Below are 26,870 nucleotides of genomic sequence, written 5' to 3' on the forward strand. Positions count from 1 at the left end.
GATTCCAACGAACAAAGAATTAACACTTAAGACTTTAAATTAATTCGATTTTACCTTAAATTCCGATGTAGTATGAAACTCAATTTCAGGATTATTTTCCTTATTCATCCTTAATATCCAGTCGGTTTCGGCAAGAAATACCGGATTATTGTCTTTATCCAAGGCAATAAAATTTGATTTCAATCGCATAAATTCATTTAATTTTTCAGGATTTTCAGAAGTAATCCAGGTTGCTTTTGAGTATGGTTTTCCTTCAAAACGACAAGAGGCACCATATTCATGCAGAAGCCGGTGCTGTATTACCTCAAATTGCAATTCCCCAACTGTACCAATTATTTTACGGTTACCGGGTTGCATGGTAAACAACTGAGCCACCCCTTCTTCGGCCAATTGTGATACACCTTTTTCCAATTGTTTGGTTTTCATTGGATCTGTATTGACCACCTCTCTAAACAGCTCAGGAGAAAAGCTGGGAATACCGGTAAATTGCAGTGCTTCACCTTCTGTTAGCGTATCACCAATTTTGAAATTTCCGGTATCGTACAATCCCACGACATCTCCTGGGTAACCTTCATCTACCACATTTTTAGAATCGGCCATAAACATATAAGGATTCGAAAAACGCACATCCTTACCCAATCTTACATGTTTATAAAATTTCCCACGCTCAAAAGTACCCGAGCAAATCCTCAAAAAAGCTATACGGTCGCGGTGACGAGGGTCAATATTGGCATGTATTTTAAAAACAAATCCCGAAAATTTATTTTCAGTTGGTTCCACTCTTCTGATATTGGTTTCTCGTGAAATAGGCTCGGGGCTAATTTCACAAAATGTATCAAGAAGTTCTTTAATACCAAAACTGTTTACTGCACTACCAAAAAACACCGGGGCGATTTTGCCTTCCAGGTAATCTTTGGTATCAAATTTATCATAGATGGCATCAATCATTTCAACATCTTCCCGCAACTGTGCGGCATCCTTATCGCCAACACTTTTGTCAAGCTCTGAAGAATCCAATGCAATAGCTTTTACTTCATCTTCGAGTTTGGTTTTGTTAATTTTAAAATAATTCATCTGATTTTCAAGCAGATGATACACCCCTTTAAAACCCGAACCCATATTTACCGGCCAGGTGATAGGTCTTACTTTGATATTAAGTTTTTGCTCTAATTCATCGAGTAAGTCAAACGGGTCTTTTCCTTCCCGGTCCATTTTATTTACAAAAACAATCACAGGAGTATCACGCATCCGACACACTTCCATGAGCCTTTCGGTTTGTTCTTCAACTCCTTTTACGCAGTCAATTACTAAAATCACACTATCAACTGCAGTGAGGGTTCTATAAGTATCTTCGGCAAAATCTTTGTGACCGGGGGTATCCAGAATATTTATTTTCCTGCCTCCATACTCAAAAGTCATCACAGACGTAGCCACAGATATCCCACGCTGCTTTTCTATTTCCATAAAATCGGAAGTAGCAGTCTTTTTAATTTTATTTGATTTCACTGCCCCTGCGGTCTGAATTGCACCCCCAAAAAGCAAAAGCTTTTCAGTTAAAGTGGTTTTTCCGGCATCTGGGTGAGAAATTATCGCGAAAGTGCGACGCTTTTGTAACTCTTTAAGAAACGACACTTATTTAGTTTGATTTTTTGGAATAAAATGCAAAAGTACAAATAATCAGGTGATTTGGGAAATGAATTATTTTGTAGAATAAACCTATTTTTCGATTATTCTTCCACAATTTCCACCTCAAATGGCTCCAGATATACCAACATAGGAATCACATTGTTGTAACCCATTTTCTTCAGAAGGAATTTATAGCCTACTATCTGTTCTTTATGTTTTGGGCTTTTTTCACCTGTTTTATAATCAACCACATACACCGCATCCGGGGTTATTACCACTTTATCTGGTCGGGAAATCTCACTCTGGTAGACAATCTCGATTTCGTTGATGATGGTATAATTTTGATCAAATAAAAAACTTAGCAATGGCTCGTTGACTATTTTTGTAATTTTCTCTTTCACTTCAGGCAATTTCTCTGAAGATAAAACGCCCGTGGCATTAAGTTTTTTTACTGCCAAATCTACATCTTCAGGGGTTTTTATTAACTCAAAAGCGGCATGAATCAGATTGCCCGTTTCAATTTTATGTGCATTATCCAAATTCCTGAAAGCAGATTGCGTTTTTAATTTTAGGCTTTCAGAATAGAAATCTATGGCTTTAAATTTGGCATGATAAATATTTTCATTTGAAATATCTAAAGGTTTCGCAATGTTAAAATCGCCTTCGGAAATTACGATTTTATTGGTTTCATCAAATTCTCCAAAATAATTATTGCAAAAATCATCAACAAATACCTCGATACCTTTTTTCGATTTTAAAGGATAAGAAATATAAAGTCTTTGTACAGCCCGTGTAAGTGCTACATACAATAAATTGGCATTTTCGACGAAAGTCATTTCTTCATGAATACTGAATTCTTCTCTGCCCAATTCAGTTTCCTTTCTGATTCCTGAAGTAAAAGGTGCTGAAAAAAGCCTGGAGCCATTAACCTCAAGTTCCTCATAGCCAAGCGATTCTACATCAAGCCATATTTGGTCTGAACTCATTGGCTTGGTATCCCAGCTAACTTTGGGTGCTATCACCACCTGATACTGAAGTCCTTTTGATTTATGAATAGTAGTGACTGTGATAGCTTTATTTCCTGCTTTATTTAAAGAAAGAGCATCTTTTTTTTCTTCGAAATAATTAAGAAAATCACTTAAAATACGACTCTGCTTCCTTAGAAAATTCAGGAGTACATCAAGAAAATTAAAAATATAATCCTGATTCAAACTATTTTCCAGTAAACCGAAAGATTCAATCAGATATTCCGAAACTCTATAATAATCCTGATTAATAAGTAGATTTTCATCTAAAACGACACCCTGATTTCCGAAAAATCTGATAAATGCCTGAAAATCAAAATCAGAATAGTCAGAAAATTGATTGACAATATCTGATTTATCATTTAAAAGTGCCCAAAATTGTAGCGTTTCAAACTTAAGGAACAAGTCTTCTGGGTGATTGATTACTTTTAAAAATGAGAGTAGAAAACTTATCGCCAGATTGGAGTTTAATTTTAGTGAATCACTCGAATTAACCTCATAGCCTGCTTTTTTGAGAGCATCGGCAACCTCCTGACTCTCAGATTTTTTCCGACATAAAACGCAAATATCATCCAATGAAAAGCCAGCTAAAAGGACCTCCTCTACAATTTTCAATACATGTTTATCCAAACTTTCCTCTTCCTCATTGTATCGCCGGATTTCTACATGACCACCGGACTTGGTATTTGGAGAAAGTCCCTGTTCGTGACCATCAAAAACATTTTTTATGGCCGGGAAATCCGTTTTTGAGCTTTCTACCAAAAATTGAAAAAACTGATTATTGAATTCAATTATTTCTTTACGGCTTCTGTAATTTGTTGCAAGGTTTTCAAGTTCTGCCTCCCGCACCACATTGTCGATCTGGAAAAATTGAACCTCAGATGTTTCTATGTTTTGTTTGAGATTTTCCGGATTTTTAAATATCAAATCCAGCATCAGATTGATATTTCCACCTCTCCATCGGTAAATCGACTGTTTGGGGTCGCCAACTATCAGATTTTTTTGATTTTTTGAAATCGAATTATCGATCAAAGGAAGCAGATTGTAAAACTGCATGTTTGAGGTATCCTGAAATTCGTCGATCAAAATATGCTCAAATTTTTCTCCTAATCGCTCATAAACAAACGGTATCGGTTCCTTAACTACAACATCCAGTATTTTTTGATTAAATTCTGAAAGAAACACTTCATTTTTTTGAGCCTTTATTTCATCCAATTCCGTATTGATTCGTGTAAGAAGTGGTATTTTCAGAATATTTCTTTGAATATGACTTAAAATAAAATACTTGTCGTTTCTATATTCTGCAATCTGAAGCCCAATTTCTCTTAAATCATCCTTTATTTCATCGATTAGAAAACTTGCCGACGATTTACTTTTCCCATACCAATTATCATTTTTCAGGGCATCCCAATGATAGGAATTGGGCCAATTTTCGGCAAAAAGTGCAGTTTGATCAGTTTTTAGCCTATCAAAAAAACCATAGATGCCTGTTTTTTTTCTGGTAAAATCTTCCATCGTCAGGCCTTTACTTTCAATCAAATCAAAAGCCTTCTGTGCCAATTCTTTTATTTTTTTATGTGTATCAGATTTGTATTTTTTTATTTTTTTCAAAATCTCCTTGCAATCTTTCAGGCTCAATGATTCATTTTTTGAAATCAATAACTTGCCTTGTTCATTCAGGAGTATTTCTCCAAATTTCTTAATTTCACTTGCGAGACCATTCCAACTTTTTCCTTCCTCCACTTTATCGAGAGCAAAATCCAGCAATACGTCGGTCAGGTCTGATTCATTTTCAACACCCACTTTATCAAGCAAGCTGTCAACCGCCTGTGACAGAAGCAGTTTGGCGTCAAACGTAATCTCGTAATTGTACGGCACACTCAAATCCAGAGCAAAAACTTTAACAATCTGATTTACAAAGCTATCAATGGTTTTTACTGAAAGCTCTCCGTAATTCTGCAAAACTGATTGAAATGTGTTTTCAGCCCTTTTTTGCAAAGTAATTTTATCAATACCATCGATCTCCAGCACAAGTTGTGTTGACAATTGTTCATTTTCACCAATTGCAATCTCTTTTAAGGCACTTACAATCCGGTGTTTCATTTCGCCGGCGGCATCATTGGTAAAAGTGATGGCCAAAATTTTCTTGAAATAATCTTTCTGATCCTGTGAAAGTACAAGTTTGAGGAATTCTTTGGTCAAAGTGTAAGTTTTGCCCGAACCAGCCGAAGAACTATAAATTTTGAATAAACTCACAATATTTATTTTTAAAATTAATCGGGTGCGAATGATTTCTTCCTTAGTAAAGGTACAATAATCTTATATTTGCAAAAAAACGCCTTTTAATGTACAAGACCATCATTCTGATATTTTTATTTTTGAATATACAAGTTAATTCTTTTTCCCAAAATGGCCAAAACATTAGGATAAGCCTGAAAGACCAGATCAGTAATGCTCCTTTGGCAGGTGCAACCGTGAAGATTTCGAAACATAATTTGAATCAAACTGCGGATGATGCAGGTAAGGTAGTTTTCAATAATGTGCCTTTGGGAAGGCTGGAATTAGAAATTTCGTCTGTAGGTTATGAAAAAGTTTTGGTCAAAGAACTATTATTGGAGTCATCCAAAGAATTGGTGCTCAATATCAGCCTGATGCCGGCCTCCACAAGCCTGAGTCCGCTTACTGTAAAATCCACATCAACAAATGTCTCACAAGCCCTTACGGGTATCACTCCTCTTTCCATGGAACAAGTGATGCGTTTTCCTGCAACATTTTTTGACCCGGCAAGACTTGCTTTTTCATTGGCGGGCGTGGCCAACAACAACGACCAGGCCAACGGCATGTCGGTAAGAGGTAATACTCCGGATGCCCTTCAATGGAGACTTGAAGGTGTCGAAATCGTAAACCCAAACCATTTCAGTAATGCGGGTACTTATTCTGATCAACCCACACAGTCGGGAGGCGGCACCAATATTTTATCTTCGCAGATGCTGGGAAACATGAATTTTCTGAGTGGGTCATTCCCTGCTGATTATTCCAATAGCCTCGGCGGAGTGATGGATATGTATTTCAAGGAAGGAAATGCCACAAAGTATCAACATACTGCCCAGATCGGCCTGGTGGGCATTGATCTTAGCTCTGAAGGCCCAATTAACAAATCAAAAGGAAGCAGTTATTTATTTAACTACCGTTATTCTTTCACCGGATTATTGGTGGCCATGGGTATGGATTTTGGAGGAGAAAAAATGAAATTCCAGGATATAGCCGCGAATTTTTGTTTCCCAACCAAAAAAGCGGGAGCATTTTCTTTTTTTCTGATGGGCGGAAATTCTTCTAATATTTTTGCACCTCCCACCGACAAAACTCAGTGGGAATCAGAAAAAGACTTCAATAATATAGATTTCTTTAGCCGGATGGGTGTAGTTGGCATGAAACATAAGATTTCATTTGGAAAAACCTGGTTTTTGCAGACTGTCCTGGCCAATTCCGGTCTGGAAAACCTCAGGAGTCAATACACTACTGACCCCTCTAGCAATCTCAGCTATCGCTACCACGCCCGAAATGTTGTCGGATTTAGCAGTGCCCTTACAGGAAAATTAAACAAGACCTTCACCTTGAAAACAGGTATAAATCTGAACCATTTTTTCAACGAATTTAACCAGTCAAATTCTGACAATGTATTCGTTGCTTTTGATGAATTTTTGGTTTCACCTTTTTTCAAAATCATAAATTCCGAAAAAAGAAAATTTTCTTATAATCTTGGCATTACTTTTCCTGTATATAATGGAGGACAGTATGCCTATGTTGAGCCAAGATTGGGAATGGCTTATGAAGTCACTCCAAAAATTACCCTGAAAGGCTCCTATGGATTGCATAGTTTTCAGCCCAACTCACGCCTGGCCTTTACGCTGCCTTTTAAACCTCAGCGAGCTCATCATTTTGCGGTGGGGTACAGTATTAGTTCCGGACTCAATGACGAATTTTTTGGGGAAGTATTTTATCAAAACATCTTTAATACACCTCAATTTACAAGACTGTTCGTTTCCGTACTCAATGGTAGTGATTTTTGGGGATATACCCTCAACCCCACTCCTGACAGCAAATCAACTCAGGGAATAAACCAGGGAATAGAACTAAATTATCGTCGCCACCTTACCAAAGGCCTTTTTGCTTTGATAAATACTACTTTTTATAAGTCTGAATTTAAGGCTTATGATGGAAAATACTATGAAACTAGATTTTCGGGCAGACATATTTTCAATCTTACTTTTGGTAAAGAATGGGAAAAGAAAAATGGGAAAATTATAGGCTTAAATACTCGTATTGCCTGGTTGGGTGGTTTCAGAGATTATAATATTGATGTCGAGCAATCCAAATCACTGGGTTTTACAGTTTATGATTTTTCAAAACCTCTTGAAGTTAGAAACTCCGATTATTTTCGTCCTGATTTGAGAGTTTATTTCAAAAAATCAAAGAAAAACAGATCCAGAATGATATCTATGGATATTCAGAATTTTGTGAATCAGAAAAATGTAGCTTACAAATATTACGATTCTTACCTCAAAGAAACCGTCACAAAATACCAATTGGGGATGATTCCGATGCTTAATTACAGGTGGGAGTTTTAAATAAAAAAGAGGGTCTCCAAATAGCTGGAAACCCTCTTTTTGAGAAAAAGAAACCTTACTTTTTCTCACCGTTTAATTCCATGTCCTGAATCTGTAACAATACTTTAACGATTTTTCCGGCGGCATCTCTTGAAAAAGTTGCTTTGCCATCATACCCTATTACTGTGTACTCATCTTTTTTGTCAGTTGTTTTCAGAAAAGCACTCCCTTGTTCGGTATCTCCGTACAATTGGCCGTCTTTAATAGAAATTTTCAGATCATAAACCGGGCTGTCAGATGGAAATTTGTAAACTCCGGTGTATTCATCCAAAGGATTCCCTTCTATTTTCCCAACAAACTCCTGCCCCATCGCCGTTACTTTTAACTTAATAACTTTTTTATTTTGATCTCTTTCAAAAACCAAAACTGCATTATTATTGGGTTCTGTAAATTGGTCAGCAGTAGTGGATGCTGAAATTTCTCCTTTACCTACATTTTCAGCTTCAGCCATCAAAGTGCCATTTTCAACTGAAACTATCACATAGCCAAAAGGTGCCCCTTCAAAATTGTACTTCCCCACATAATCGTTAAGATTTACATTTTGTCCCATCACATTGCTCAAAATAAGCATTGCATAAATTACGTATTGTAGTTTTTTCATCTATTTAAGGTTAAAATTTTCAGTAAATTTAGATAAATTATCCAAATTTTACTTTTCGAAGTCAATTTAAAATTTGATTTTTCGAGGGTTACATCTAAATGAATTAAATTGCAGGCAAAAAACCCGGAAATTTATGGCAAAAGTGTTGGAACATCTGGCAAAAGCAAATGAAAAGCCCATTTTTTCAATCGAGATAATACCACCTGCCAAAGGTGGAAAAATCGATGAATTATTGTCAGATATTGAGCCTATGATGGAGCTCAAGCCGCCTTTCATTGATGTAACTTATCATCGGGAGGAATATATTTCTGTACCCAACGCAGATGGATTCCTTCAGGAAATCAAAACACGGAAAAGACCCGGCACGGTAGGGCTATGTTCGGCCATCATGCATAAATTTGACGTTGATGCGGTACCTCATGTATTATGTGGGGGTACCACTAAGGAAGACACAGAAGATCTTCTGATTGACCTAAACTATTTGGGTATTCAGAATGTAATGGCACTTAGGGGCGACCACGCCAAGCCATTTGACTCTTTTAAACCTTTCAAAGATGGTCATGCTTACGCCAATGAACTGATCGGCCAAATAAAAGACATGAACTCTGGAAAATATCTGCACGAAGAATCAGAATATTTATCAAAAAGCGATTTCTGTATTGGAGCTGCTGCATATCCGGAAAAACATTTTGAAGCCGAAAATGCTGAAAAAGATTTCCAGAATCTAAAAAATAAGGTGGATGCCGGAGCGGAATATCTGGTTACTCAGATGTTTTTTGATAATCAGAAATATTTTGATTTTGTAAAAAAATGCAGGGAGAATGGAATAAAAGTCCCAATTATTCCCGGTTTGAAAATATTATCTACAAAAAAACAACTGGATATTTTACCAAAAATATTCTTTCTGGAAATGCCTGAAATACTCCGTAAAGAGGTTTCAGAAGCAAAAGACGATAAAACAGCTAGGCAGATTGGAATAGAATGGACAATCAATCAGTGCAAAGAATTGATTCAATTTGGGGTCCCTGCTTTGCATTTTTATACCATGAGTAAATCAACTACTACCATGGCTGTGGCTAAGGCGGTGTTTTAAGTTTAAACTTCTAAATATTTCCTAAATAGAAATACCAGCTTGTTTAAGAATTGCTAGAAATGTTCCCTTTTTTAAGTCTTTGTTGCCATGAACTGGAACTATTGCAGTTTTATTGTTAACTGAATTGTGATATACCTGATGTGACCCTTTTGCCCTTTTAAATACGAATCCATTTAACTTCAGGATTTCTATCAAGTATTTTGGAGAAAGGTTCATGCTACTGCAAGATTCAAAGAATATTCAAATGTGTTGGTATCATCAGGAATCATTTCACCTCTGTCTTTTAATTCTTCAATATAGACTTCAATTGCCTCTTTAGCCATAATAATTGCATCATCAAGATCTTCACCCTGAGTAATGCATCCCGGCAATGAAGGTACAATAACCGTAAATCCTCCTTCTTCGGCTTTTTGTAAAAGGATTTTAAAATTATAATTCATAAATCCAATAATGTTTTTTCAAATTTAAATCAAAAAAGGATAAAATAACACCAACTTTTACTTTTTTGAAAATATTCAAAAAAAAGGCTCCCAAAACGGAAGCCTCTTCAATAGAATATCAGATCCCATTTATTTTACATCTTCGTAATCTACGATGATTTCTCCTGCGGGAGAAATAGAAACTAATTCTAAATCAAAATTAAGCTCCTGACCGGCTAAAGGATGGTTGGCATCAAGCATTACATGAGTGTCTTGTACCTCTCTGATAATCACAGGTATTGGTCGCTGACCATCATGCATATTGAGAGTTTCACCAACAGCCAAAGGAATCTCTGCAGGAATATCGGCTCTGTCAAATTTAAAGATGGCCTGCTCATTTACAGGACCATAAGATTCTTCCACCGAAAGGTGAATAGACTTCTTCTCTCCTATTGCCATGCCAAGTACGCCATTATCAAATCCGGAAATCACCATGCCACTTCCTACTTCAAACTCAAGTGGCTCGCGTCCTTCTGAAGAATCAAATATGGTACCGTCATTTAAAGTGCCTTTGTAGTGAAGGCTCACTGTATCTCCGGTTTTTACCATTTTATTATATGTATTTAATTTTTAATATGATCTCGCAAAAATTACCCTTTTATTGGAAGGTTTTCCTGAATAAACACATTTACCCTCTTCATCTTTACTGTCAAATGGAATACATCTGATAGTAGCTTTAGTCAGTTCTTTAATTTTCTCTTCGGTTTCAGAAGTCTCATCCCAATGAGCCATCAAGAATCCACCTTCCTCGATTTTAACAAGAAACTCTTCCCAGGAATTCACTTCATGGGTGTTGTTTTTTCTAAAATCGAATGCTTTGTCATAAATGTTACATTGGATTTTCTCTAAAAGCTCCGAAATGTATTCTTCCACGCCATCAAGTGAAACCGACTCTTTGGTCAATGTATCTCTACGGGCAATCTCCACAACATTATTTTCAAGATCTCTCATGCCTATCGCCATCCGCACAGGCACGCCTTTGAGTTCGTATTCGGCAAACTTCCAACCCGGCCTTGCCTGATCGTCATCGTCAAATTTTACACTTATGCCTTTGGCTTTAAGATTTTTCAAAATAGGTTTTACTTTCTCTGCAATCTGCTCAAGCTGCTCTTCTCCTTTATAAATAGGCACGATTACAACCTGAATTGGAGCTAATTTTGGAGGCAATACCAGCCCAAGGTCATCAGAATGTGCCATAATCAAAGCACCCATTAACCGTGTACTTACTCCCCATGAAGTACCCCAAACATACTCCAGATTTCCTGATTTATCCTGAAATTTAACATCAAAGGCTTTTGCAAAATTTTGACCTAAAAAATGAGAAGTACCGGCTTGTAAGGCTTTACCATCCTGCATCATGGCTTCAATACAAAGGGTGTCTTCTGCACCTGCAAAACGCTCACTGGCTGTCTTGCTACCTTTAATTACAGGTACTGCCATCCATTCCTCCGCAAATTTTGCATAAATATTTAGCATTTGAGAGGTCTCTTCCTCCGCTTCCTTTCTTGTGGCATGAGCTGTATGCCCTTCTTGCCACAAAAATTCTGCAGTCCGAAGAAAAATCCTGGTTCTCATTTCCCATCTTACCACATTGGCCCACTGGTTTATCAAAAGTGGTAAGTCGCGGTAAGATTGAATCCAGCTTTTATAAGTACTCCAGATTACAGTTTCGGAAGTCGGCCTTACAATCAGTTCTTCTTCAAGCTTGGCTTCGGGGTCAACAATAACTCCTTTGCCATTTGGGTCATTTTTTAAGCGATAGTGAGTAACCACAGCACATTCTTTAGCAAAACCTTCGACATGGTTAGCTTCTTTTGACAAAAATGATTTTGGAATAAAAAGCGGAAAATAAGCGTTGCTATGTCCGGTTTCTTTAAACATATCGTCTAATGCCCTTTGCATTTTTTCCCAAATGGAATAACCATAGGGTTTAATTACCATACACCCTCTTACGGCTGAATTCTCGGCCAAATCTGCTTTTTTTACTAACTCATTATACCATTCGGAATAATTTTCACTGCGTTTTGGAAGACCTTTTGACATTATTTTGAATTTATTTCACTTATCTAAGCTATTTTTGAAATATTCTTCGATAGCTTTTTGTTAAATATTTTGTTAACGTATATAATTGTGATTGCAAAGATAGGTTTTAATATTATTTTTGTAATGAATAATTTAGATAACATTAACAAATTATTCACCAAAACAAAGCAACCTTTATGGGAGTTTTGTCGTCTAAATAGTAAAAGTTTGGTACATTAAATTAATAAAGAAATGATGACTCTGAAAAATTCGGTATTAGCATTGGGAGCTGGCATCTTGTTGGCATCTTGTACCAACAAATCAATCCCGACACAAAACGAAACAGATGATATGTATGCCACTTCGGCCGATGCAGCAGTATCGCCTATGGCTGTTCTTCAAAAACAAAAACAGTTGCCTGTTAATCCTTCGCAGACAGTCCCTTATGATGATGAGTATGACCCAATGCCTGAAAGCAACGCAGAAGGCACTGAGGATTATTTTAGCGACGATTATATAACTTCAAGAGATTATAAAAGAAATCCTTCATCCAAACCTGGTTACTCTGATGGCTATTCAGATGGTTACAGTCAGGGATGGACTGATTACGCCTGGAACAATCAACCTCTAGGATTCAATTCTCCTTTCAATAGATTTAGCTATTCACCCTATGGCTTCAATTCATTTTATGGATATGGTAGTAGCATGTTCTTCTCGTACAGTCCTTATAATTCCTGGAATCGTTGGGGAAGCTATTACAGCCCATGGGCAAGTAGTTATTATGGAGGATTCTATGATCCATGGGGATATTCAGCATTTAGTCCGTGGGGATATCGCTCAATGTATTACAATTCATGGTATAGCCCATATAACAGTTGGGGTTACAGCCCATATGACAGCTGGGGTTACTATGGAAACGGATACAGTCCTTACTATAATTATCAGTCAGTTATTGCCAATAATGCGTATCAAAAAGGTACCCGTACCTTTGGCACCAGAAGTAGCGGAAGAAATACAGGGACATACAATGATAAATTTACAAATACCAGAAGGCCATCAGATAATGTTTCAAGTGGCAGAACTTCCAATCCTGTAATTGCACGTAATTCCGGAAATACAAATTCAAACGGAACGAGAGTTCTTTCTGACCGCAGAGGTGGTACAACGGCCAATTCCGGAGGTAGTGTTACACAAGGCACAAAAAGCAGAACTACTCAAGCATATGATCCAAGTGCCAGAAGAACTAGTACCTACGATTCATATAGTTCTGAAAAATCCAGCAGATCCAATGGTTATTCATACTCAGGGAGTAATTCGGGAAGAAGCTATTCGGGTAGTGAAAGAAGCAGTTCATCGGGAACATTTGACCGTTCTTCTTCTGGAAATTATGGAAGTTCAAGATCAGGTAGCTATTCTTCAGGTTCTTCGACCCGTAGTTCTGATTATTCTTCTGGCAGTTCATCAAGAAGTTCGGGGTATTCTTCAGGAAGTAGTAGTTCTTCATCAAGAGGAAGTTATTCATCTGGTTCATCAGGTAGTAGTAGTTCATCCTCTGGTAGTAGTGGCAGAAGTAGCGGTGGATCGTCTTCCGGTGGTGGAAGTTCAAGAGGACCAAGATAAAATTTTCGTATAGTATTTAAATTAATGTTTCTCCCCGCTGATTAACCCAATTGTTGTTGGCGGGGATTTTTTTATCCAAAAATCAATTTTAAGACAATGAAAAAAGCTTTTTTTATCGCAATTTTCGTTTTGGCAACCCAAACTTTGACTTGGAGTCAAACCCATTTTTACGGACAAGACGCCCTAAAATATTATAGTTATGGTAATATGGGCTCAGCCAGAGTTCAGGGCATGGGAGGTGCATTTACTTCACTTGGAGGTGATATAAGCAATGCAAGTATTAACCCGGCTGGTTTGGCATTTTTTAACAAAAATGAATTTAGCATCACTCCCGTATTTATTTCGAATCAAACTTCGGCAGGTTATATAGGAAACCAGAATACAAGAAACTCATCAAATCTGGCGTTGGGTCAAATCGGGGTTGTATTCAGTAATAAGGGTGTAGGAAGCCGAAAAAAACGCTCTGCATGGAGTCTTAATTATCAAACTTTAGCAAACTTCAATAATGATTATAGTTATAAGGGCTCTAACCAGAAAAGCTCTATATCAGATTATTTTGCTGAAAAAGCCTATTTGAGTGGGGCAACAGTTGAAGATTTAAGAAATGATTTTGATGAAACAACTTTAATGGGGAAAACTGATATTTCAATGGCCTACTGGGCATATCTGATTGATCCTATTGATGATGGTTTTATTGCAAATGAGCTTTCAGTTCCGGTTGTACAAAATGGCAATGTCACTGAAACTGGAAATTTAGGTCAGGTAAATTTATCGTATGCCATCAATTATGATGACAGAACTTACCTGGGAGCAAGCCTTGGAATTCAAAATTTAAATTATAGTCTAATTTCTGATCTTAATGAAAGTTTCCCAGAAGGTAATTTTTTTAAAGATTATACTGTGGGCGATGAATTATTTGTTTCCGGAAATGGATTAAATATTAGTCTTGGTGGTATTTTTAAATTAAACGATGCAATCAAAATTGGGGCAAGTGTTGTTAGCCCTACTGCATTGAAAGTTAATGAGACCTATAATAGTTGGGTAACATTTAACCAATATCCCGATGCTTTCCAGGAAAGTTACAATTCACTTTCGACTGTACCGGCAGACTTTAAATACAGAATAACCTCACCATTAAAAGCTAACTTAGGTACTTCAGTAATTTTACCTAAAAAGATGGGTGTACTCAGTATTGAAGCCGAATATGTAGGCTACAGCATGATGAACATAAATGCTAAAAATGAAACAAAATGGTCTTCTGACCAAAAAAGAGGGATTCAGGACGAATTTAAAAATGTTTTGAATGTAAAAGCCGGAGGTGAAATACGATTTGGAATTGGGCGGGTAAGAGCAGGTTTAAATTATTTGGCTGATCCCCATCGTGATGCTGCCCAATATAATTCTAAAAATTTATTAATTGGCACTGTTGGCCTTGGCGTTAGAAACTCCAGATTATTTGCAGATGTAGCTTATAGCAAAGTTAAAACAATGTCTGCATTTACACCCTACACATTAGAAAATCCTGAAAACTATTCCTCTGTGGCAATTGATCAAAACAAAGGAATGCTGGCGATAAGTATAGGGACATTTTTCTGAAAAGGTCGTTTCTGGATAAACTAAAAAAGCAGACTTTTATGTAGGTCTGCTTTTTTGTTGGTTAAAATACTAAATTTTATTTTGCTACTTTTGAAAAATGAGCATCCAAAATCCATAGAATAGTATTGGCATCGGTATCTCCTTCTATCACAATATCGGCTTTTTTGTAAAAATCTATTCTATCCTCATAGGTTTTCAAAAGTGTGTCGGCCAAAGAATCGCTTTCCAGACTAAAAAGTGGCCTGTTGTTTTTCTTTGAATTTCGCATCCTTTCCTCAAGTTTGAAAGGTTTCACATCAAGAAAAACACTTATTCCGTTTGATTTTATAATTTCCATATTATCATGAAAACATGGCGTTCCTCCTCCGGTAGCAATAACCAGTTTAGAATCAGGCTCGATTTTTTTCAATTGATCTGTTTCGATTTTCCTGAAATATTCTTCACCGTTGAGGTTAAAAATTTCAGTAATCTTTTTTCCTTCCGAAACTTCAATTTTTTTATCTAAATCTATAAAGTCGTAATTTAATTCTTTGGCTAATTGACGTCCTAAAGTACTTTTCCCCGAAGAGGGCATCCCAAGCATAAAAATATTTGTAGTCATCCTTAATCTTAAAACTTATATCATTTTTGGTTTAACAATTCAGTAATTTTATCGGCATCCGGAAGATTATTATAACTCCATTTGTCAACAACAGTGCCGTTTTTGAGTAAAATAATACATGGATTATTTCTTGCCATGGTTTTCAAAACTTTTTCATCGCAAGTATAATAGCCATAATTGAGGTTATTTTTGGAAATTATATTTTCAATATCCTGTCGGGCCAAAGAATGTAAAATCATCGGTTCGACTTTCCTTTTAGAAACTTTATTTACCAGACTTTTAATTTTTCCAAAATCAATTCCTTCCAGCCCCTCTGTATATTTGATAGTAATTAAAAGTTTATTTCCTTCAAATGATTGCTGAGTAAAATCATTTCCTGCGGTATCAGCTAAAGCATAATCTGTAATTTTCGGTTTGATTTCACTTTCATTCAAAACTTCAGAACTTACATATTTATATTTTATGGTATCAGGTAAATACTCTTTTGAGTCAATTTCTTTTCCGGTAGATTTATCAAGAAAAACATAGCTCAATTCTGGTTTAATTTTGGGTTGTTCCATTTGTTTTGGAATACTTTTTCCTGATGCATAAGGTAAGAAATCAACCAAAGGAAGATATCTTATTCCATATATTCCAATCCCAAAAGTCAATATTGTACTAATGAGTACCATTGGGGTTCCAAGTTCAGATTTTTTGTATTTATTACGATATAAAAATATTATCATTATAAATACCATACTGATTACATCTTTAAGAAATGAATGCCAAGGTTTAAATTTAAGGAAATCACCAAAACACCCGCAATCTGTCACTTTATTGAAATATGCCGAATAGAAAGTCAAAAATGTAAAGAAACCCATCAAACCTAAAACCATCCAGGCGGTCATTTTCATCCTAAAGCTAAATACTAATGCTACCCCAAGTATCAATTCCAAAGCACAGAAAAGAAGCGATAAAACAAGAGAATGACTTGCAAAAAATTCAAAAAAAGAAGCCATTGCAGGGATATCACCCGCAAAAACTTCAAAGTACTCTTCTAGTTTTAAACCTGTGCCATAAGGGTCAACCACTTTCACAAAACCAGAGAAAATGAACTCTAAACCCACAAGAATTCTAGAAAAATTTGCTATGATTTTCATATTATTGTTGATGCACTTGTTGTATTTGTGATTCTTTTAATTTTATCAGACAGAAAACCGAATAATTTATAATATCCTGATAACCAGCCTTAATACCCTCTGAAACAACAGTCACACCATTATTATCTTCGATTTGCTTAATTCGTAAAAGCTTCATCAAAATAATATCCGTCATAGAGCTTACCCTCATAGCTCGCCAAGCTTCGCCATAATCATGATTTTTATCAAAGAGTAATTCTTTAACTTCATCAATTTGTGCAATATAATCTTTTTCTAATTTACCAGATATATCGGAGTCATTTTTTTCTGAAAGTAAAATCAGGGCCATTACACAATAATTGATGATTCCTATAAACTCCGGAATCTGTCCTTCATCTACTCTCGAAAATCCATTTTCTTGTAAGGTTCTGATTCTTTGGGCTTTAATAAAAATCTGATCGGTGATAGAAGGTAATCTCAGGATTTTCCATGAGGTACCATAATCTCTATTTTTTTTAGAGAAAAGCTCAAAGCACTGGTTAATTATTTCAGAATATTCAATTTCTGTGTTAGACATCGGATATTATACGATATTTTTAGTTTTTTTGCAAACTATGAAAAATACGATAAATATAATCGGAAAACTTCTCAATCTCGAAGACCCGCTGATAATGGGGATCATAAATGTAACCCCAGATTCATTTTACAAAGATAGTAGATATAATCCTTTTCAGGAAGACTTTTTAGAAAAAGCTGGTCAAATGATTGCTAATGGTGCTGGTATTTTAGATATTGGAGGCTATTCTACCCGACCAGGTGCTGAGGAGGTAAATATTAATGAAGAGATAAAAAGAGTAACTAAAGCCATCGATATCATTCATTCTAATTTCCCGGAAATTCCGATTTCTATTGATACTTTCAGGTCTGAGGTTGCCAGAGAAGCAATTGATGCCGGAGCAAGTATTGTAAATGATGTTTCGGGAGGTGCCTTAGATGAAAAAATGTTTGATTTTATTATTTCTAAAAATTTACCTTATATCTTAATGCACTCAAGAGGAAATCCACAAAACATGGCCTCAATGACAACTTATGGCGAATTATACAGTGAAATTTTAAGTGAACTGTTTTCCAAGGCGAATCAATTAAGAAAATCAGGGGTAAAAGACATAATTATTGACCCTGGCTTTGGGTTTGCAAAAAACCAGCAGCAAAATTTCCAATTGTTGCAACATTTAGAGATTTTCCAAAATGAGAACTATCCGGTATTAATCGGAATATCAAGAAAATCAATGATATACAAGTTACTAAACATTACTGCGGAAGAAACATTAAATTCTACCTCGGCCTTACATATGTTAGCATTAATAAAAAAAACAAAGATTTTACGTGTACACGATGTAAAGGAGGCTTTTCAGGTAAAAAAACTATTTAAAAACCTATTTTAAACTTCAATCAAAAAACCGTAAAATAATTTTCTCCAATAATATCCTGTGAATTTTGAGGAATTGCCATTCGAGATATTATATTTACATTTATTAAATCTTAACTAATCTAATTGATTAAATCATGAAACATTTTTTTCTAGTTTCTTTAGTCGCGTTATTCAGCTTTGGAGCAATTGCTCAAAGCTTTGTAGCCCCAAATGTGGTTAATCTCGGCACTAACAACTCCCCAAATTCTATTTCTGTTCAAATTTTGGACACTAATACAGGGGAAGATACTTTGGAAGTGGCAATTGAAGGAGGAGGTAATACTCCATATGTCAAATATACTGTAAAAATTGCAGGTGCCTTTTCAAATACGGTACAAACTTTACCAAACTTAAATCCAAACACTACTTACTTAATCAAAGCGAGAGTTTTAGGGCCATGTTCTGGTATACCATCACTTCTACCTGGCAGATGCGAAAGCCCATGGTCTTCAGATGTTTACATAAAAACACAGCTTGGAAACCCACCAAAAGTTAATTTAACAAATTCGATTAATTGTCCAACAATTGTTGGATTGACCTGGGAAGTTACAGAAAGAGCAGACGAGGTTTCAGAATTTTTTGTTCATAGATCATATGATGGAGTAAATTGGGAATCTATCAAAAACCTTCCTCCATATACCAGAGATTTTTATGATTTAGAAATGATTAGTGGAAGAAGTATCCGATACAGAGTAATAAGTCAAAACATAATTGGGAAAACTGCACATTCAGATTTCGTCACAGTAAATGTTTCGCCATTTAGTAATCCGAAAGACCCTATAAATGTAAGATCTGATCAAACAAATAAATCAAATCATCATTTAACCATCACATGGGAAAATCCTGTAGATGATAATTATTGTCGATCTGATGTCAGGAGAACAACAATTATTAGATTTAAAAGAAAAGATCAGGAAGGTTTTATTTATAAAGAAGTTCCTCCATATTATACTTCTGTTCAAATTGATGGTTTAAATGAAAGAGAACCCGTTGAGTATATTGTTTTTTATATAAGTGATCGCGAATTGAAATCAAATTCACCTGGTGGAATTGATACAACCCTTGGACCTCCGCTTCCTCCTAAAGATTTAATAATTGTATCATATAAAGACGCATTATCAAATTCTATTAATGGAATTAGTTGGAAACCTGGATCCTCAGGCTCAGATTACTATGTGATTGAAACAAGTACAGATAGTGTGAATTTTAGTTTTTTAGGAAAAATAAAAGGCAGTTATTTGGCGATTCCTCATTTCCCAATTAACGAAGGCCAAAAATACTATTATCGGGCTAAGGCCGGAAATATATTTGGTGAGTCAATTTATTGTCCTATTTCTTATGGAATTATCTTTAATTATTCCGAGATTCCTGCCCGTCCGGTAGGCTTGATTGCCAAATCTGGTGGGGGAAAAGTAAACCTATCATGGACTGATGCTTCTGATAAAGAAGAAAATTTCGAAATTTACAGATCTGATGATGGTACTACTTATTCAAAAACAGGAACTGTTGGCCGAAATATTCTTAATTATTCTGATGTATCAGTTTCGTCAGGGAAGTCCTATTATTATCAGGTAAAAGCTGTTAATCCTTTAGGAAGTTCTGATTTTTCAAATTTTGCAAACGTATTAGTTAATTCAGGTTCTGGATTGGTAAAAGACCCTACTATCAATATTTTTCCTAATCCAACCTCAAACTTGGTTTCTATTGAACTTCCTGGTGAATTAATTAATGAAAAAGTAAATATTAAAGTGGTTGATTTCAATAATCATGTTCTGATTTCAAAATCAACTAACTCTAAAATTACAAATATTTCTTTGTCAAAATTAAACGCTGGTATGTACAGTGTAATAATTGAATCTGACAATTTGAATATTTCTAAGAAAATTGTAAAATATTAATTAGGCAATATTTAGTTGTATTTATTTTTTACTTAAGAGAAGAGTCATAAGATATGGCTCTTCTCTTTTTTATTTCAAAACATTGTAAAAAATACTTTTAATTACTTAACAAAACAATTAATTTTACATTATCAATAGACTCTTAATTTAATTTTTATGAGAAACCTAATAATATTTTTAGTTACTATTTTCAGCTTTCTTGATGTATTCTCGCAAGCAGGCCCTTTATTACCTGCTCCTCCAGCTAGTTTAACAGGAAGCCAAATATCGCTTCAGAATAAAATAAAATTGAACTGGCTGGCCCCAGGTGGAACTTTTAATGGATATAAGATTTATTATCAATATGGTGCCAATCCTATAAAAACTGCCAAAATAGGAAAGGTCATATCTGATACATTAGAAAATTTATTTTATAATGAAACTTATAAAGTATTCCTTAAAAGTTACAAATTGGGCTCCACCCCTGGAGATACGCTTTATTCTCCTTCAACTGATACACTCAATATCAATGTAGTTGGATTAATTGCCCCAAAAGTAAAACCTGAATCTGCCCAGAACTCACCTACTTCTATTCTCTTCGTACTTGAAGACACCAATCCATTTGAGACTGGACTTCAAGTTGAAGTGACTGAAACTGGTACAAGCAATGTTAAAACAGAATCTTACCCTCCAGGAACTAATGAAATAAAATCCGTAATTGGGCTTAAGCCAAAAACATTATACTCATTTAGAGCAAGAGCTGTCTATAATTCTCAGTTTGGCCCCTGGTCGGAACTAGTTTACAGCAAAACTTTGGTTGACAACCCACCAGCTGCAACTTTATCATATGATAAAAATTGTCCTGATATTGTTCATATCAATTGGTCTATTAAAAACAGGCCGGAAGATGTTGAATTGATAATTCTCCATAAATCAAATGATAATTTGAATTTCAAAGAAATAAACAGGTTTCCGCCTAATATCTCTGAATATTATGATTCTGATGTAAATCCGGGAGTAACTGTATTTTATAGAATAGTAACTTATAATTCTACAAATACTACACCATCACTATCCATTTCTGTTACCCCAAAAACTTATGTAAATCCTAAGCCTGTTTTGGGACTGATTTCTGATTCTAAAGCTAAAAGCAATACATTTTTAACTTTCCGTTGGACAAACCAGCAGGAAGATATTGAGTGTCGAACCGATAAAGTAAGTGAAGTCATTGTAATGTATAAAAAAGCCGGTGATCCAACATATTCTGAGGCGGGTAGATTTCCACCTCTTACTAGTTCTATAAAGATTTCTGGTTTAAATCCGCGTACAGCATACAATGTTGGTGTAATTATTTTGAGTGACAAAGGCCTTTTCTCCAATATGGTCACAACCGTAGATACCACTTTTGGCCCTCCATTCCCTCCTGTTAATCTGGCAATTGTATCAACTGTAAATGCACTTGGAACCCCCAACAATGGTTTGAACTGGAAGTACAATTATTTTGACCATGATTATGTTAAAATAGAAAGGAGCACAGGTACCGGGCCTTTTATTGAAATAGCCAAAATCAAGTCGAGTTACAATTATTTCGTTGACATGAATATTGAGGAAGGTGTTATGTACAGCTATAGGGTAACTGCCGGAAACTTTATTTATGGAGATGGACTACCTTCAGAGGTCAATGGTCCCAGAATTTTTCAATACACCAAAACACCAAATGCACCAGTTGGTTTAGTTGCTAAAGTTACCGGCTCAAAAGTCGGACTTACTTGGATAGATGACTCAATAAGAGAAGAAAATCAAATTTTGGAAAAATCCGGAGATAATGGTACCTCATTTACAATAGTAGCAACTCTTGCACGAAATATCACTTCATATTCAGATGAAAACGTATTATCCGGCAAAAATTACCTTTACAGAATTAAGGCAGTAAATTCAGTAGGTGAATCTCCATATTCAAAAACCACTGAAGCAAAAATTCCTACCTCGGGATTAATTAATAATAATACCATAGGCATTACTGTTTTTCCTAACCCAACAGTAAATGATATCAAAATTGAATATTCAAAAAACCTTATTGGTGAAAACATCTCAGTAAAAGTTTATGATAAAATGAACAGAATTGTTCAAACTCAAACATTCAAAGGGAACACTTCAACTGTTCATGAATTTAGTTTCAGTAAACTACTTCCGGGGCTTTATAATGTGGTAATAAGTACTGATGGTGGCACAATTTCCAAAAAAGTGGTTAAATTCTAAAATATTACAATAATTTTCAAAATTAAAAGAGACTCAAATGGGTCTCTTTTTTTTTATACCACATTTTAGATTCACAAATAAATCTTCAACCAAACAGCTGGAAACTACGTATTTGAATAATGCAGATTAAGAAGAAATTGTAAAACAAAGAATTCAGATTGAATTAACCGTTTATTTATATTGCTTACTGGAATTATCAATTATTTAAATAATTCTTGCAAAAAATATAAAATACCAAATATTATTACGCTAAATTCTGGTTTGGTTTTGTTTTTTACGAAAAAATCTTATGTTTGCATAACATTTTAATAACCTAAACTAAGTAATACATGAGAAAGAATTTACTTCTTGCTTTACTTGTGTTTTGTACGACGATGGTTTCCATCGCTCAAAGCAAAATAACAGGTAAAGTTACTTCAGCAGACGACGGCTCGGGAATGCCCGGAGTTACAGTGACAATCAAAGGTACAGGCATTGGTACCCAAACATCCGCCTCGGGTGACTATTCAATCACAGCGGCTTCAAATCAAATCTTGGTGTACAGTTTTGTCGGAATGGAATCTATTGAAGAAAACGTTGGTAACCGCGTGATTATAAATGTAGTCATGGAAAATTCGGTGCGAGGTCTTTCTGAAGTAGTCGTTACAGGATACGGCTCTCAGATAAAAAGAGATTTAACGGGTAATATTGCCAAAATCAAATCCTCTGACCTGGCAGAAGTACCTACCACTTCATTCGAAACCAGTATGCAAGGAAAAGCAGCGGGAGTCCAGATCAATCAGGGTTCCGGAAAATTAGGCCAGGCAATGCAAATAAGGGTTCGTGGTCAATCCTCAGTTTCTGCTTCAAATCAACCTTTATATGTCATAGATGGAATTCCTATGACTCAGGATGATTTAAGCTCTGATGGTGGTGACACCAACCCTCTGGTTGATATTAATCCGCAGGATATAGAATCAATTGAAATTTTGAAAGATGCCTCAGCTGGTGCAATTTATGGTGCAAGGGCTGCCAATGGGGTTGTTTTGATTACTACAAAAAGAGGTAAAAGTGGAAAAACAAATGTAAGTTTTGGATATCAGTTTGGTAAAAGCAAGCCAACTAATATTTTGAAATTCCTTAATACTAAACAATATATAGATTTTTATAGAATGGCTGCAGGAAATTCTGATGAAATAGAAGGCTACTCCACTAGCGATCCGGATTCTTATACAGCTTATATGGAAAGTTTCTATGAAACCCAAAGTTTAGGAACATTAGGAACAGCCAATCAGGCAGATACAGACTGGGGGAGCCTTGCATTTCAGGATGCTCCAACACAGCAATATGACCTTAGTATTAACGGAGGAAGTGATAAAACCACGTTTTATGTTTCAGGTAGCATGCTTGACCAAACTGGTATTTTATTGGGAAATGCTTTTAACAGAATATCAGGCAGAATTAATTTAAACCACAAAGTTAGTGACAAATTTAATTTTGGAATTAACATGGGTTTAACTCGTTCATTGAATGAAAGGGTATCTGGTGACCGACAATTTGACAACCCGATGCAGTTGGTTGCTCTTCCTCCTATGACTCCTGCCACTGACCCCTCTACTGGCCTTCCCACAGGTATGCCTCCCGGGGATATTTCCATTCCGATGTATTACAATGGTTTAATTAACATAGGAAATGCTTTTTTTAATACTACTGTAAACCGAAATATAAGTAGTGTATATGGCGAATATGCAATTTTGAAAAACCTCAAATTCCGCTCAGAATTTGGTGTTGACTTATTGAATCAGCAAGAAGAGCAATATTATAACAGCAAAACCCAAAGGAATTTTGGAGCACCACTCGGTTATGGATACAACAGATTTGTAAGAGTGGAAAACTATAATACCAACAATTATTTTCTTTATACAAAAGCCTTTGGGGTTCATAGTTTAGATGCCACAGCAGGTATGGCATATCAAAGCTCACAAACCAAAGCTAATTATGCCGAAGGACGTGATTTCCCTTCAGATGCTTATAAAATGATTGCTAGTGCATCAAGAAAAACTGATGCCAGTTCTTCACAATCCGATTATAGATTCTTATCTTATTTTGCCAGAGTGAATTATAAATTCAATGAGAAATATTTACTAGGCTTAAGTGGAAGATATGATGCTTCTACAAGATTTGGTGAAAATAACCGATATGGATTCTTCCCGGCAGTTTCAGGTGGATGGATTTTATCAGAAGAAAGCTTTGTTCAGAGTATTCCTACCATTAGTTTCCTTAAACTAAGGGCAAGCTGGGGGTAACTGGTAATGCGGAAATTGGTAACTTCCCTCAAATGGGTTTATTTACCGGTGACGCCAGCTATGGTACACTTCCTGGCCAAAGACCATCGCAGTTGGGTAATCCCGATTTAGGATGGGAATCAACCCAACAAATTGATTTGGGATTAGATTTTGGTATCCTAAAAAACAGAGTCAATGGAGAGATTGATTATTACTCCAAGAATACCACAGGTCTTTTGTTAAATGTCAATGTTCCTGGTACTACAGGGTTTAGCACCATGGTTAAAAATTTAGGGGCACTTACAAACAAAGGATTTGAATTTGTATTAAATACTGACAATTTGGTTGGTCAATTTAAATGGAAAACAAGTTTGAATTTCTCGACCAACAAAAACAAAATTACTGATCTTCAGGATCAGGTGTCCGAAGCAGGTCTAAACAATATGAGCCGTGCTGTTGTAGGTGAAGCATTAGGAACATTTTTTACTGTGGAATATGCCGGAGTTGACCCTGCAAATGGCGATGCTTTATGGTATAAGAATTCTAAAAATACAGATGGTACATTCGACAGATCCACCACCAATGTTTACAGCGAGGCACAAAGGGTTGTGATTGGAAGTCCACTTCCGAAATTTATTGGTGGTATTACAAATACTTTCAGTTACAAAGGTGTTGATCTAAGTATTTTTTTAAATGGAATATTTGGAAACAAACTTAATTTCTATGGTGTAGGAAGGTACTCTTCTGCAAATGGAAGGTTTGAAGATAATCAGACAGTAAACCAATTGGCCGCATGGACTCCTCAAAATACAAACACCAATGTACCTCAAGCAAGGTTGTTTTATAACAATGGTGCCCAACCTTCTAGTAGATTTATTGAAGACGGTTCTTATTTAAGACTCAGAAATGTAACACTCGGATACAACTTGCCTGTTTCAATAATTAACAAATTGAAAATAAGCAAAGCCAGAATTTTTGTAACCGGGCAAAACCTTTTGACCTTTACTAAGTATTCGGGATGGGATCCGGAAGTAAATGCTGATGATGTAGTATCTAACATAGCTATAGGCTACGATTTTTATACATCACCTCAAGCAAAATCTATTACTGGTGGTATTAATCTTAGTTTCTAACCAATTAGAAGTAAAACAATGAAAATTTTAAAATCAAAAATATTACAATTTGCAGTTGCACTCCTGGCTCTTTCAGCTTGTGACAATAAACTTGACCAGGTCAAGCCTACTCAGTCTATTGACGAATCAACTGCTCTTTCTACCTCACAAGATATAGAGGTTACCTTAATTGGTGCTTATGATGGATTAAGTAGCTCCAATTCTTATGGTGGTGCCATCCAATATTCGGGTGATTTAATTGGGGATGATCAGGAAGTAAGATTTGCTGGTACTTTTTCGACCATGGATGAAATATGGAGAAAGACTTTTACCACTTCCAATACTCAAACTCAAGCCACATGGCTTCAGTCCTACAGTACAATTAACAGAGTTAATAATATTCTTGCCAATCTGGACAAAGTTGAAGCCAGTCGTAAAAGTGCAGTGGAAGGTGAATCCAAATTCATTCGGGCTATTTCATATTTTGATTTAGTTAGACTTTGGGCTAAAGATTATACCGATGGCTCTGCGGCATCAAACTTAGGGGTTCCACTTGTTACTACTCCAACCAGAGGCGTAACCGATATCGACAATAGGCCAAGGGCAACCGTAGAAGCTGTTTACAATTTGGTACTTGAGGATCTAAAATCGGCTGAAAGTCTATTGGAGGCAGGTTTTAGTCCTGGTTTTGCCACGAAAGGTGCTGTGCAGGCATTGATGGCCAGAGTTTATTTGCAACAAGGAAAATATGCTGAAGCTCGTGATGCAGCTAACAAAGTGATAAATTCAGGTGAATATCAATTAACAAGTACATTTGAAGAAGCTTTTTCTGACGATACCAACGACGATGAAGCAATATTTAAAATAATTGTAACAGATCAGGATGGCTCAAACTCGATGAATACTTTTTATGCTCCTTCAACCTATCAGGGAAGAGGGGATGTTAGGGTTCAAAACAAACACCTTGCTGTTTATGAAGCTGATGATTCTCGTGGCTCATTCTTCGTAAAAGCATCAAATAATACTTTTACCGGAAAATTCTTAGATAGATTTGGTGATGTTTTAGTAATAAGATTGGCCGAAATGTATCTAATCAGAGCAGAATGTAACCAAAGATTAAATACTGCCATAGGTGCTGCTCCGCTTGTTGACATCAACAAAATCAGATCAAGAGCCGGTGCTTCGACTTTGTCAGCTGTAACTCTTGATGATATAATCAAAGAAAGAAAGTTGGAATTAGCTTTTGAAGGTCAGCAAGTATTTGATGCCAAAAGATTAAAAAAATCAATTGGATCTTTGGCATTTAATAGCCCAAAACTTGTTATCCCAATCCCTCAAAGAGAAATGGATACCAACAAATCTCTGGTTCAGAACGACGGATATTAATATTTGCTGAATTTATTAAAAAGACTGCTTTCTCAAAAAAGCAGTCTTTTTTT

At 35.8% G+C, this 26,870-nt stretch carries 18 protein-coding genes and 1 pseudogene; 9 read left to right on the plus strand and 10 right to left on the minus strand.

Going from position 1 to position 26,870, the window contains the following annotated elements:
* Positions 1-39: 39 nt before the first annotated feature.
* Together IPP61_21545 and IPP61_21550 are read right to left on the minus strand one after the other, a co-directional pair.
* On the minus strand, positions 40-1,632 hold the full coding sequence (locus tag IPP61_21545; protein ID MBL0327708.1) for a peptide chain release factor 3: 1,593 nt from the start codon (positions 1,630-1,632) through the stop codon (positions 40-42).
* A 95-nt stretch (positions 1,633-1,727) separates the two neighbouring features.
* Positions 1,728-4,907, minus strand: a complete 3,180-nt coding sequence (locus IPP61_21550) for a UvrD-helicase domain-containing protein (GenBank protein MBL0327709.1) — start codon at positions 4,905-4,907, stop codon at positions 1,728-1,730.
* An 89-nt stretch (positions 4,908-4,996) separates the two neighbouring features.
* Between IPP61_21550 and IPP61_21555 the strand changes: the two genes are divergently transcribed.
* A complete protein-coding gene (locus tag IPP61_21555) occupies positions 4,997-7,279 on the plus strand; it encodes a carboxypeptidase-like regulatory domain-containing protein (protein MBL0327710.1) in 2,283 nt (760 codons plus the stop codon).
* Between the two features lie 55 nt (positions 7,280-7,334).
* On the opposite strand, the gene IPP61_21560 is transcribed toward IPP61_21555, so the two are convergent.
* Complete coding sequence (locus IPP61_21560) at positions 7,335-7,919, minus strand: hypothetical protein (protein MBL0327711.1); 585 nt, start codon at positions 7,917-7,919, stop codon at positions 7,335-7,337.
* Positions 7,920-8,052: 133 nt separating this feature from the next.
* Between IPP61_21560 and metF the strand changes: the two genes are divergently transcribed.
* Positions 8,053-9,012, plus strand: a complete 960-nt coding sequence (metF, locus tag IPP61_21565) for a methylenetetrahydrofolate reductase [NAD(P)H] (protein MBL0327712.1) — start codon at positions 8,053-8,055, stop codon at positions 9,010-9,012.
* 21 nt (positions 9,013-9,033) lie between these two features.
* Here the strand turns inward: metF and IPP61_21570 are convergent, their stop codons facing one another.
* From IPP61_21570 to IPP61_21585, 4 genes are all read right to left on the minus strand, one after another.
* Positions 9,034-9,228: a type II toxin-antitoxin system HicA family toxin gene (locus tag IPP61_21570; protein ID MBL0327713.1), complete on the minus strand. Its 195-nt coding sequence runs from the start codon at positions 9,226-9,228 to the stop codon at positions 9,034-9,036.
* Positions 9,225-9,452 carry a type II toxin-antitoxin system HicB family antitoxin gene (locus IPP61_21575; GenBank protein ID MBL0327714.1) on the minus strand — a complete coding sequence of 76 codons (228 nt, stop codon included), beginning with the start codon at positions 9,450-9,452 and terminating at the stop codon, positions 9,225-9,227. Before IPP61_21575 ends, IPP61_21570 begins: the two co-directional genes overlap by 4 nt.
* A gap of 129 nt (positions 9,453-9,581) precedes the next feature.
* Positions 9,582-10,040: a peptidylprolyl isomerase gene (locus IPP61_21580; GenBank protein ID MBL0327715.1), complete on the minus strand. Its 459-nt coding sequence runs from the start codon at positions 10,038-10,040 to the stop codon at positions 9,582-9,584.
* Between the two features lie 21 nt (positions 10,041-10,061).
* Positions 10,062-11,534 carry a proline--tRNA ligase gene (locus IPP61_21585; protein ID MBL0327716.1) on the minus strand — a complete coding sequence of 491 codons (1,473 nt, stop codon included), beginning with the start codon at positions 11,532-11,534 and terminating at the stop codon, positions 10,062-10,064.
* A 231-nt stretch (positions 11,535-11,765) separates the two neighbouring features.
* On the opposite strand from IPP61_21585, the gene IPP61_21590 reads away from it, so the two are divergent.
* Both IPP61_21590 and IPP61_21595 read left to right on the plus strand, forming a co-directional pair.
* Positions 11,766-13,133, plus strand: a complete 1,368-nt coding sequence (locus IPP61_21590; protein ID MBL0327717.1) for a hypothetical protein — start codon at positions 11,766-11,768, stop codon at positions 13,131-13,133.
* Positions 13,134-13,229: 96 nt separating this feature from the next.
* Entirely contained in the window at positions 13,230-14,729 is a 1,500-nt protein-coding gene (locus tag IPP61_21595) for a hypothetical protein (GenBank protein MBL0327718.1), read from the plus strand.
* 76 nt (positions 14,730-14,805) lie between these two features.
* Here the strand turns inward: IPP61_21595 and IPP61_21600 are convergent, their stop codons facing one another.
* The 3 genes from IPP61_21600 to IPP61_21610 are packed head-to-tail and all read right to left on the minus strand — an operon-like array spanning position 14,806 to position 17,025.
* Positions 14,806-15,330, minus strand: a complete 525-nt coding sequence (locus IPP61_21600; protein MBL0327719.1) for a shikimate kinase — start codon at positions 15,328-15,330, stop codon at positions 14,806-14,808.
* Positions 15,331-15,350: 20 nt separating this feature from the next.
* Positions 15,351-16,469, minus strand: coding sequence for a DoxX family protein (locus tag IPP61_21605; GenBank protein ID MBL0327720.1), 1,119 nt, complete (start codon positions 16,467-16,469; stop codon positions 15,351-15,353).
* Between the two features lies 1 nt (position 16,470).
* On the minus strand, positions 16,471-17,025 hold the full coding sequence (locus tag IPP61_21610; GenBank protein MBL0327721.1) for a DUF1599 domain-containing protein: 555 nt from the start codon (positions 17,023-17,025) through the stop codon (positions 16,471-16,473).
* Positions 17,026-17,062: 37 nt separating this feature from the next.
* Between IPP61_21610 and folP the strand changes: the two genes are divergently transcribed.
* The 5 genes and pseudogenes from folP (at position 17,063) to IPP61_21635 (ending at position 26,817) form a co-directional block, all read left to right on the plus strand.
* Positions 17,063-17,893, plus strand: coding sequence for a dihydropteroate synthase (folP, locus tag IPP61_21615; GenBank protein ID MBL0327722.1), 831 nt, complete (start codon positions 17,063-17,065; stop codon positions 17,891-17,893).
* A 121-nt stretch (positions 17,894-18,014) separates the two neighbouring features.
* Complete coding sequence (locus tag IPP61_21620) at positions 18,015-19,817, plus strand: T9SS type A sorting domain-containing protein (protein ID MBL0327723.1); 1,803 nt, start codon at positions 18,015-18,017, stop codon at positions 19,815-19,817.
* Between the two features lie 156 nt (positions 19,818-19,973).
* Positions 19,974-22,055: a T9SS type A sorting domain-containing protein gene (locus tag IPP61_21625; GenBank protein ID MBL0327724.1), complete on the plus strand. Its 2,082-nt coding sequence runs from the start codon at positions 19,974-19,976 to the stop codon at positions 22,053-22,055.
* Positions 22,056-22,384: 329 nt separating this feature from the next.
* Positions 22,385-25,452: pseudogene (locus tag IPP61_21630) on the plus strand (TonB-dependent receptor).
* A gap of 18 nt (positions 25,453-25,470) precedes the next feature.
* Positions 25,471-26,817, plus strand: coding sequence for a RagB/SusD family nutrient uptake outer membrane protein (locus IPP61_21635; GenBank protein ID MBL0327725.1), 1,347 nt, complete (start codon positions 25,471-25,473; stop codon positions 26,815-26,817).
* Positions 26,818-26,870 lie beyond the last annotated feature (53 nt).

Source organism: Cytophagaceae bacterium (assembly GCA_016722655.1).
In the GTDB taxonomy this organism is placed as follows: domain Bacteria; phylum Bacteroidota; class Bacteroidia; order Cytophagales; family Spirosomataceae; genus Leadbetterella.

What these genes read in the sequence shown, in the direction of transcription:
- IPP61_21555 (MBL0327710.1), top strand. Translation starts at nt 4,997, where the DNA reads ATGTACAAGACCATCATTCTGATATTTTTATTTTTGAATATACAAGTT.
- IPP61_21560 (MBL0327711.1), bottom strand. Translation starts at nt 7,919, where the DNA reads ATGAAAAAACTACAATACGTAATTTATGCAATGCTTATTTTGAGCAAT.
- metF (MBL0327712.1), top strand. Translation starts at nt 8,053, where the DNA reads ATGGCAAAAGTGTTGGAACATCTGGCAAAAGCAAATGAAAAGCCCATT.
- IPP61_21570 (MBL0327713.1), bottom strand. Translation starts at nt 9,228, where the DNA reads ATGAACCTTTCTCCAAAATACTTGATAGAAATCCTGAAGTTAAATGGA.
- IPP61_21575 (MBL0327714.1), bottom strand. Translation starts at nt 9,452, where the DNA reads ATGAATTATAATTTTAAAATCCTTTTACAAAAAGCCGAAGAAGGAGGA.
- IPP61_21580 (MBL0327715.1), bottom strand. Translation starts at nt 10,040, where the DNA reads ATGGTAAAAACCGGAGATACAGTGAGCCTTCACTACAAAGGCACTTTA.
- IPP61_21585 (MBL0327716.1), bottom strand. Translation starts at nt 11,534, where the DNA reads ATGTCAAAAGGTCTTCCAAAACGCAGTGAAAATTATTCCGAATGGTAT.
- IPP61_21590 (MBL0327717.1), top strand. Translation starts at nt 11,766, where the DNA reads ATGATGACTCTGAAAAATTCGGTATTAGCATTGGGAGCTGGCATCTTG.
- IPP61_21595 (MBL0327718.1), top strand. Translation starts at nt 13,230, where the DNA reads ATGAAAAAAGCTTTTTTTATCGCAATTTTCGTTTTGGCAACCCAAACT.
- IPP61_21600 (MBL0327719.1), bottom strand. Translation starts at nt 15,330, where the DNA reads ATGACTACAAATATTTTTATGCTTGGGATGCCCTCTTCGGGGAAAAGT.
- IPP61_21605 (MBL0327720.1), bottom strand. Translation starts at nt 16,469, where the DNA reads ATGAAAATCATAGCAAATTTTTCTAGAATTCTTGTGGGTTTAGAGTTC.
- IPP61_21610 (MBL0327721.1), bottom strand. Translation starts at nt 17,025, where the DNA reads ATGTCTAACACAGAAATTGAATATTCTGAAATAATTAACCAGTGCTTT.
- folP (MBL0327722.1), top strand. Translation starts at nt 17,063, where the DNA reads ATGAAAAATACGATAAATATAATCGGAAAACTTCTCAATCTCGAAGAC.
- IPP61_21620 (MBL0327723.1), top strand. Translation starts at nt 18,015, where the DNA reads ATGAAACATTTTTTTCTAGTTTCTTTAGTCGCGTTATTCAGCTTTGGA.
- IPP61_21625 (MBL0327724.1), top strand. Translation starts at nt 19,974, where the DNA reads ATGAGAAACCTAATAATATTTTTAGTTACTATTTTCAGCTTTCTTGAT.
- IPP61_21635 (MBL0327725.1), top strand. Translation starts at nt 25,471, where the DNA reads ATGAAAATTTTAAAATCAAAAATATTACAATTTGCAGTTGCACTCCTG.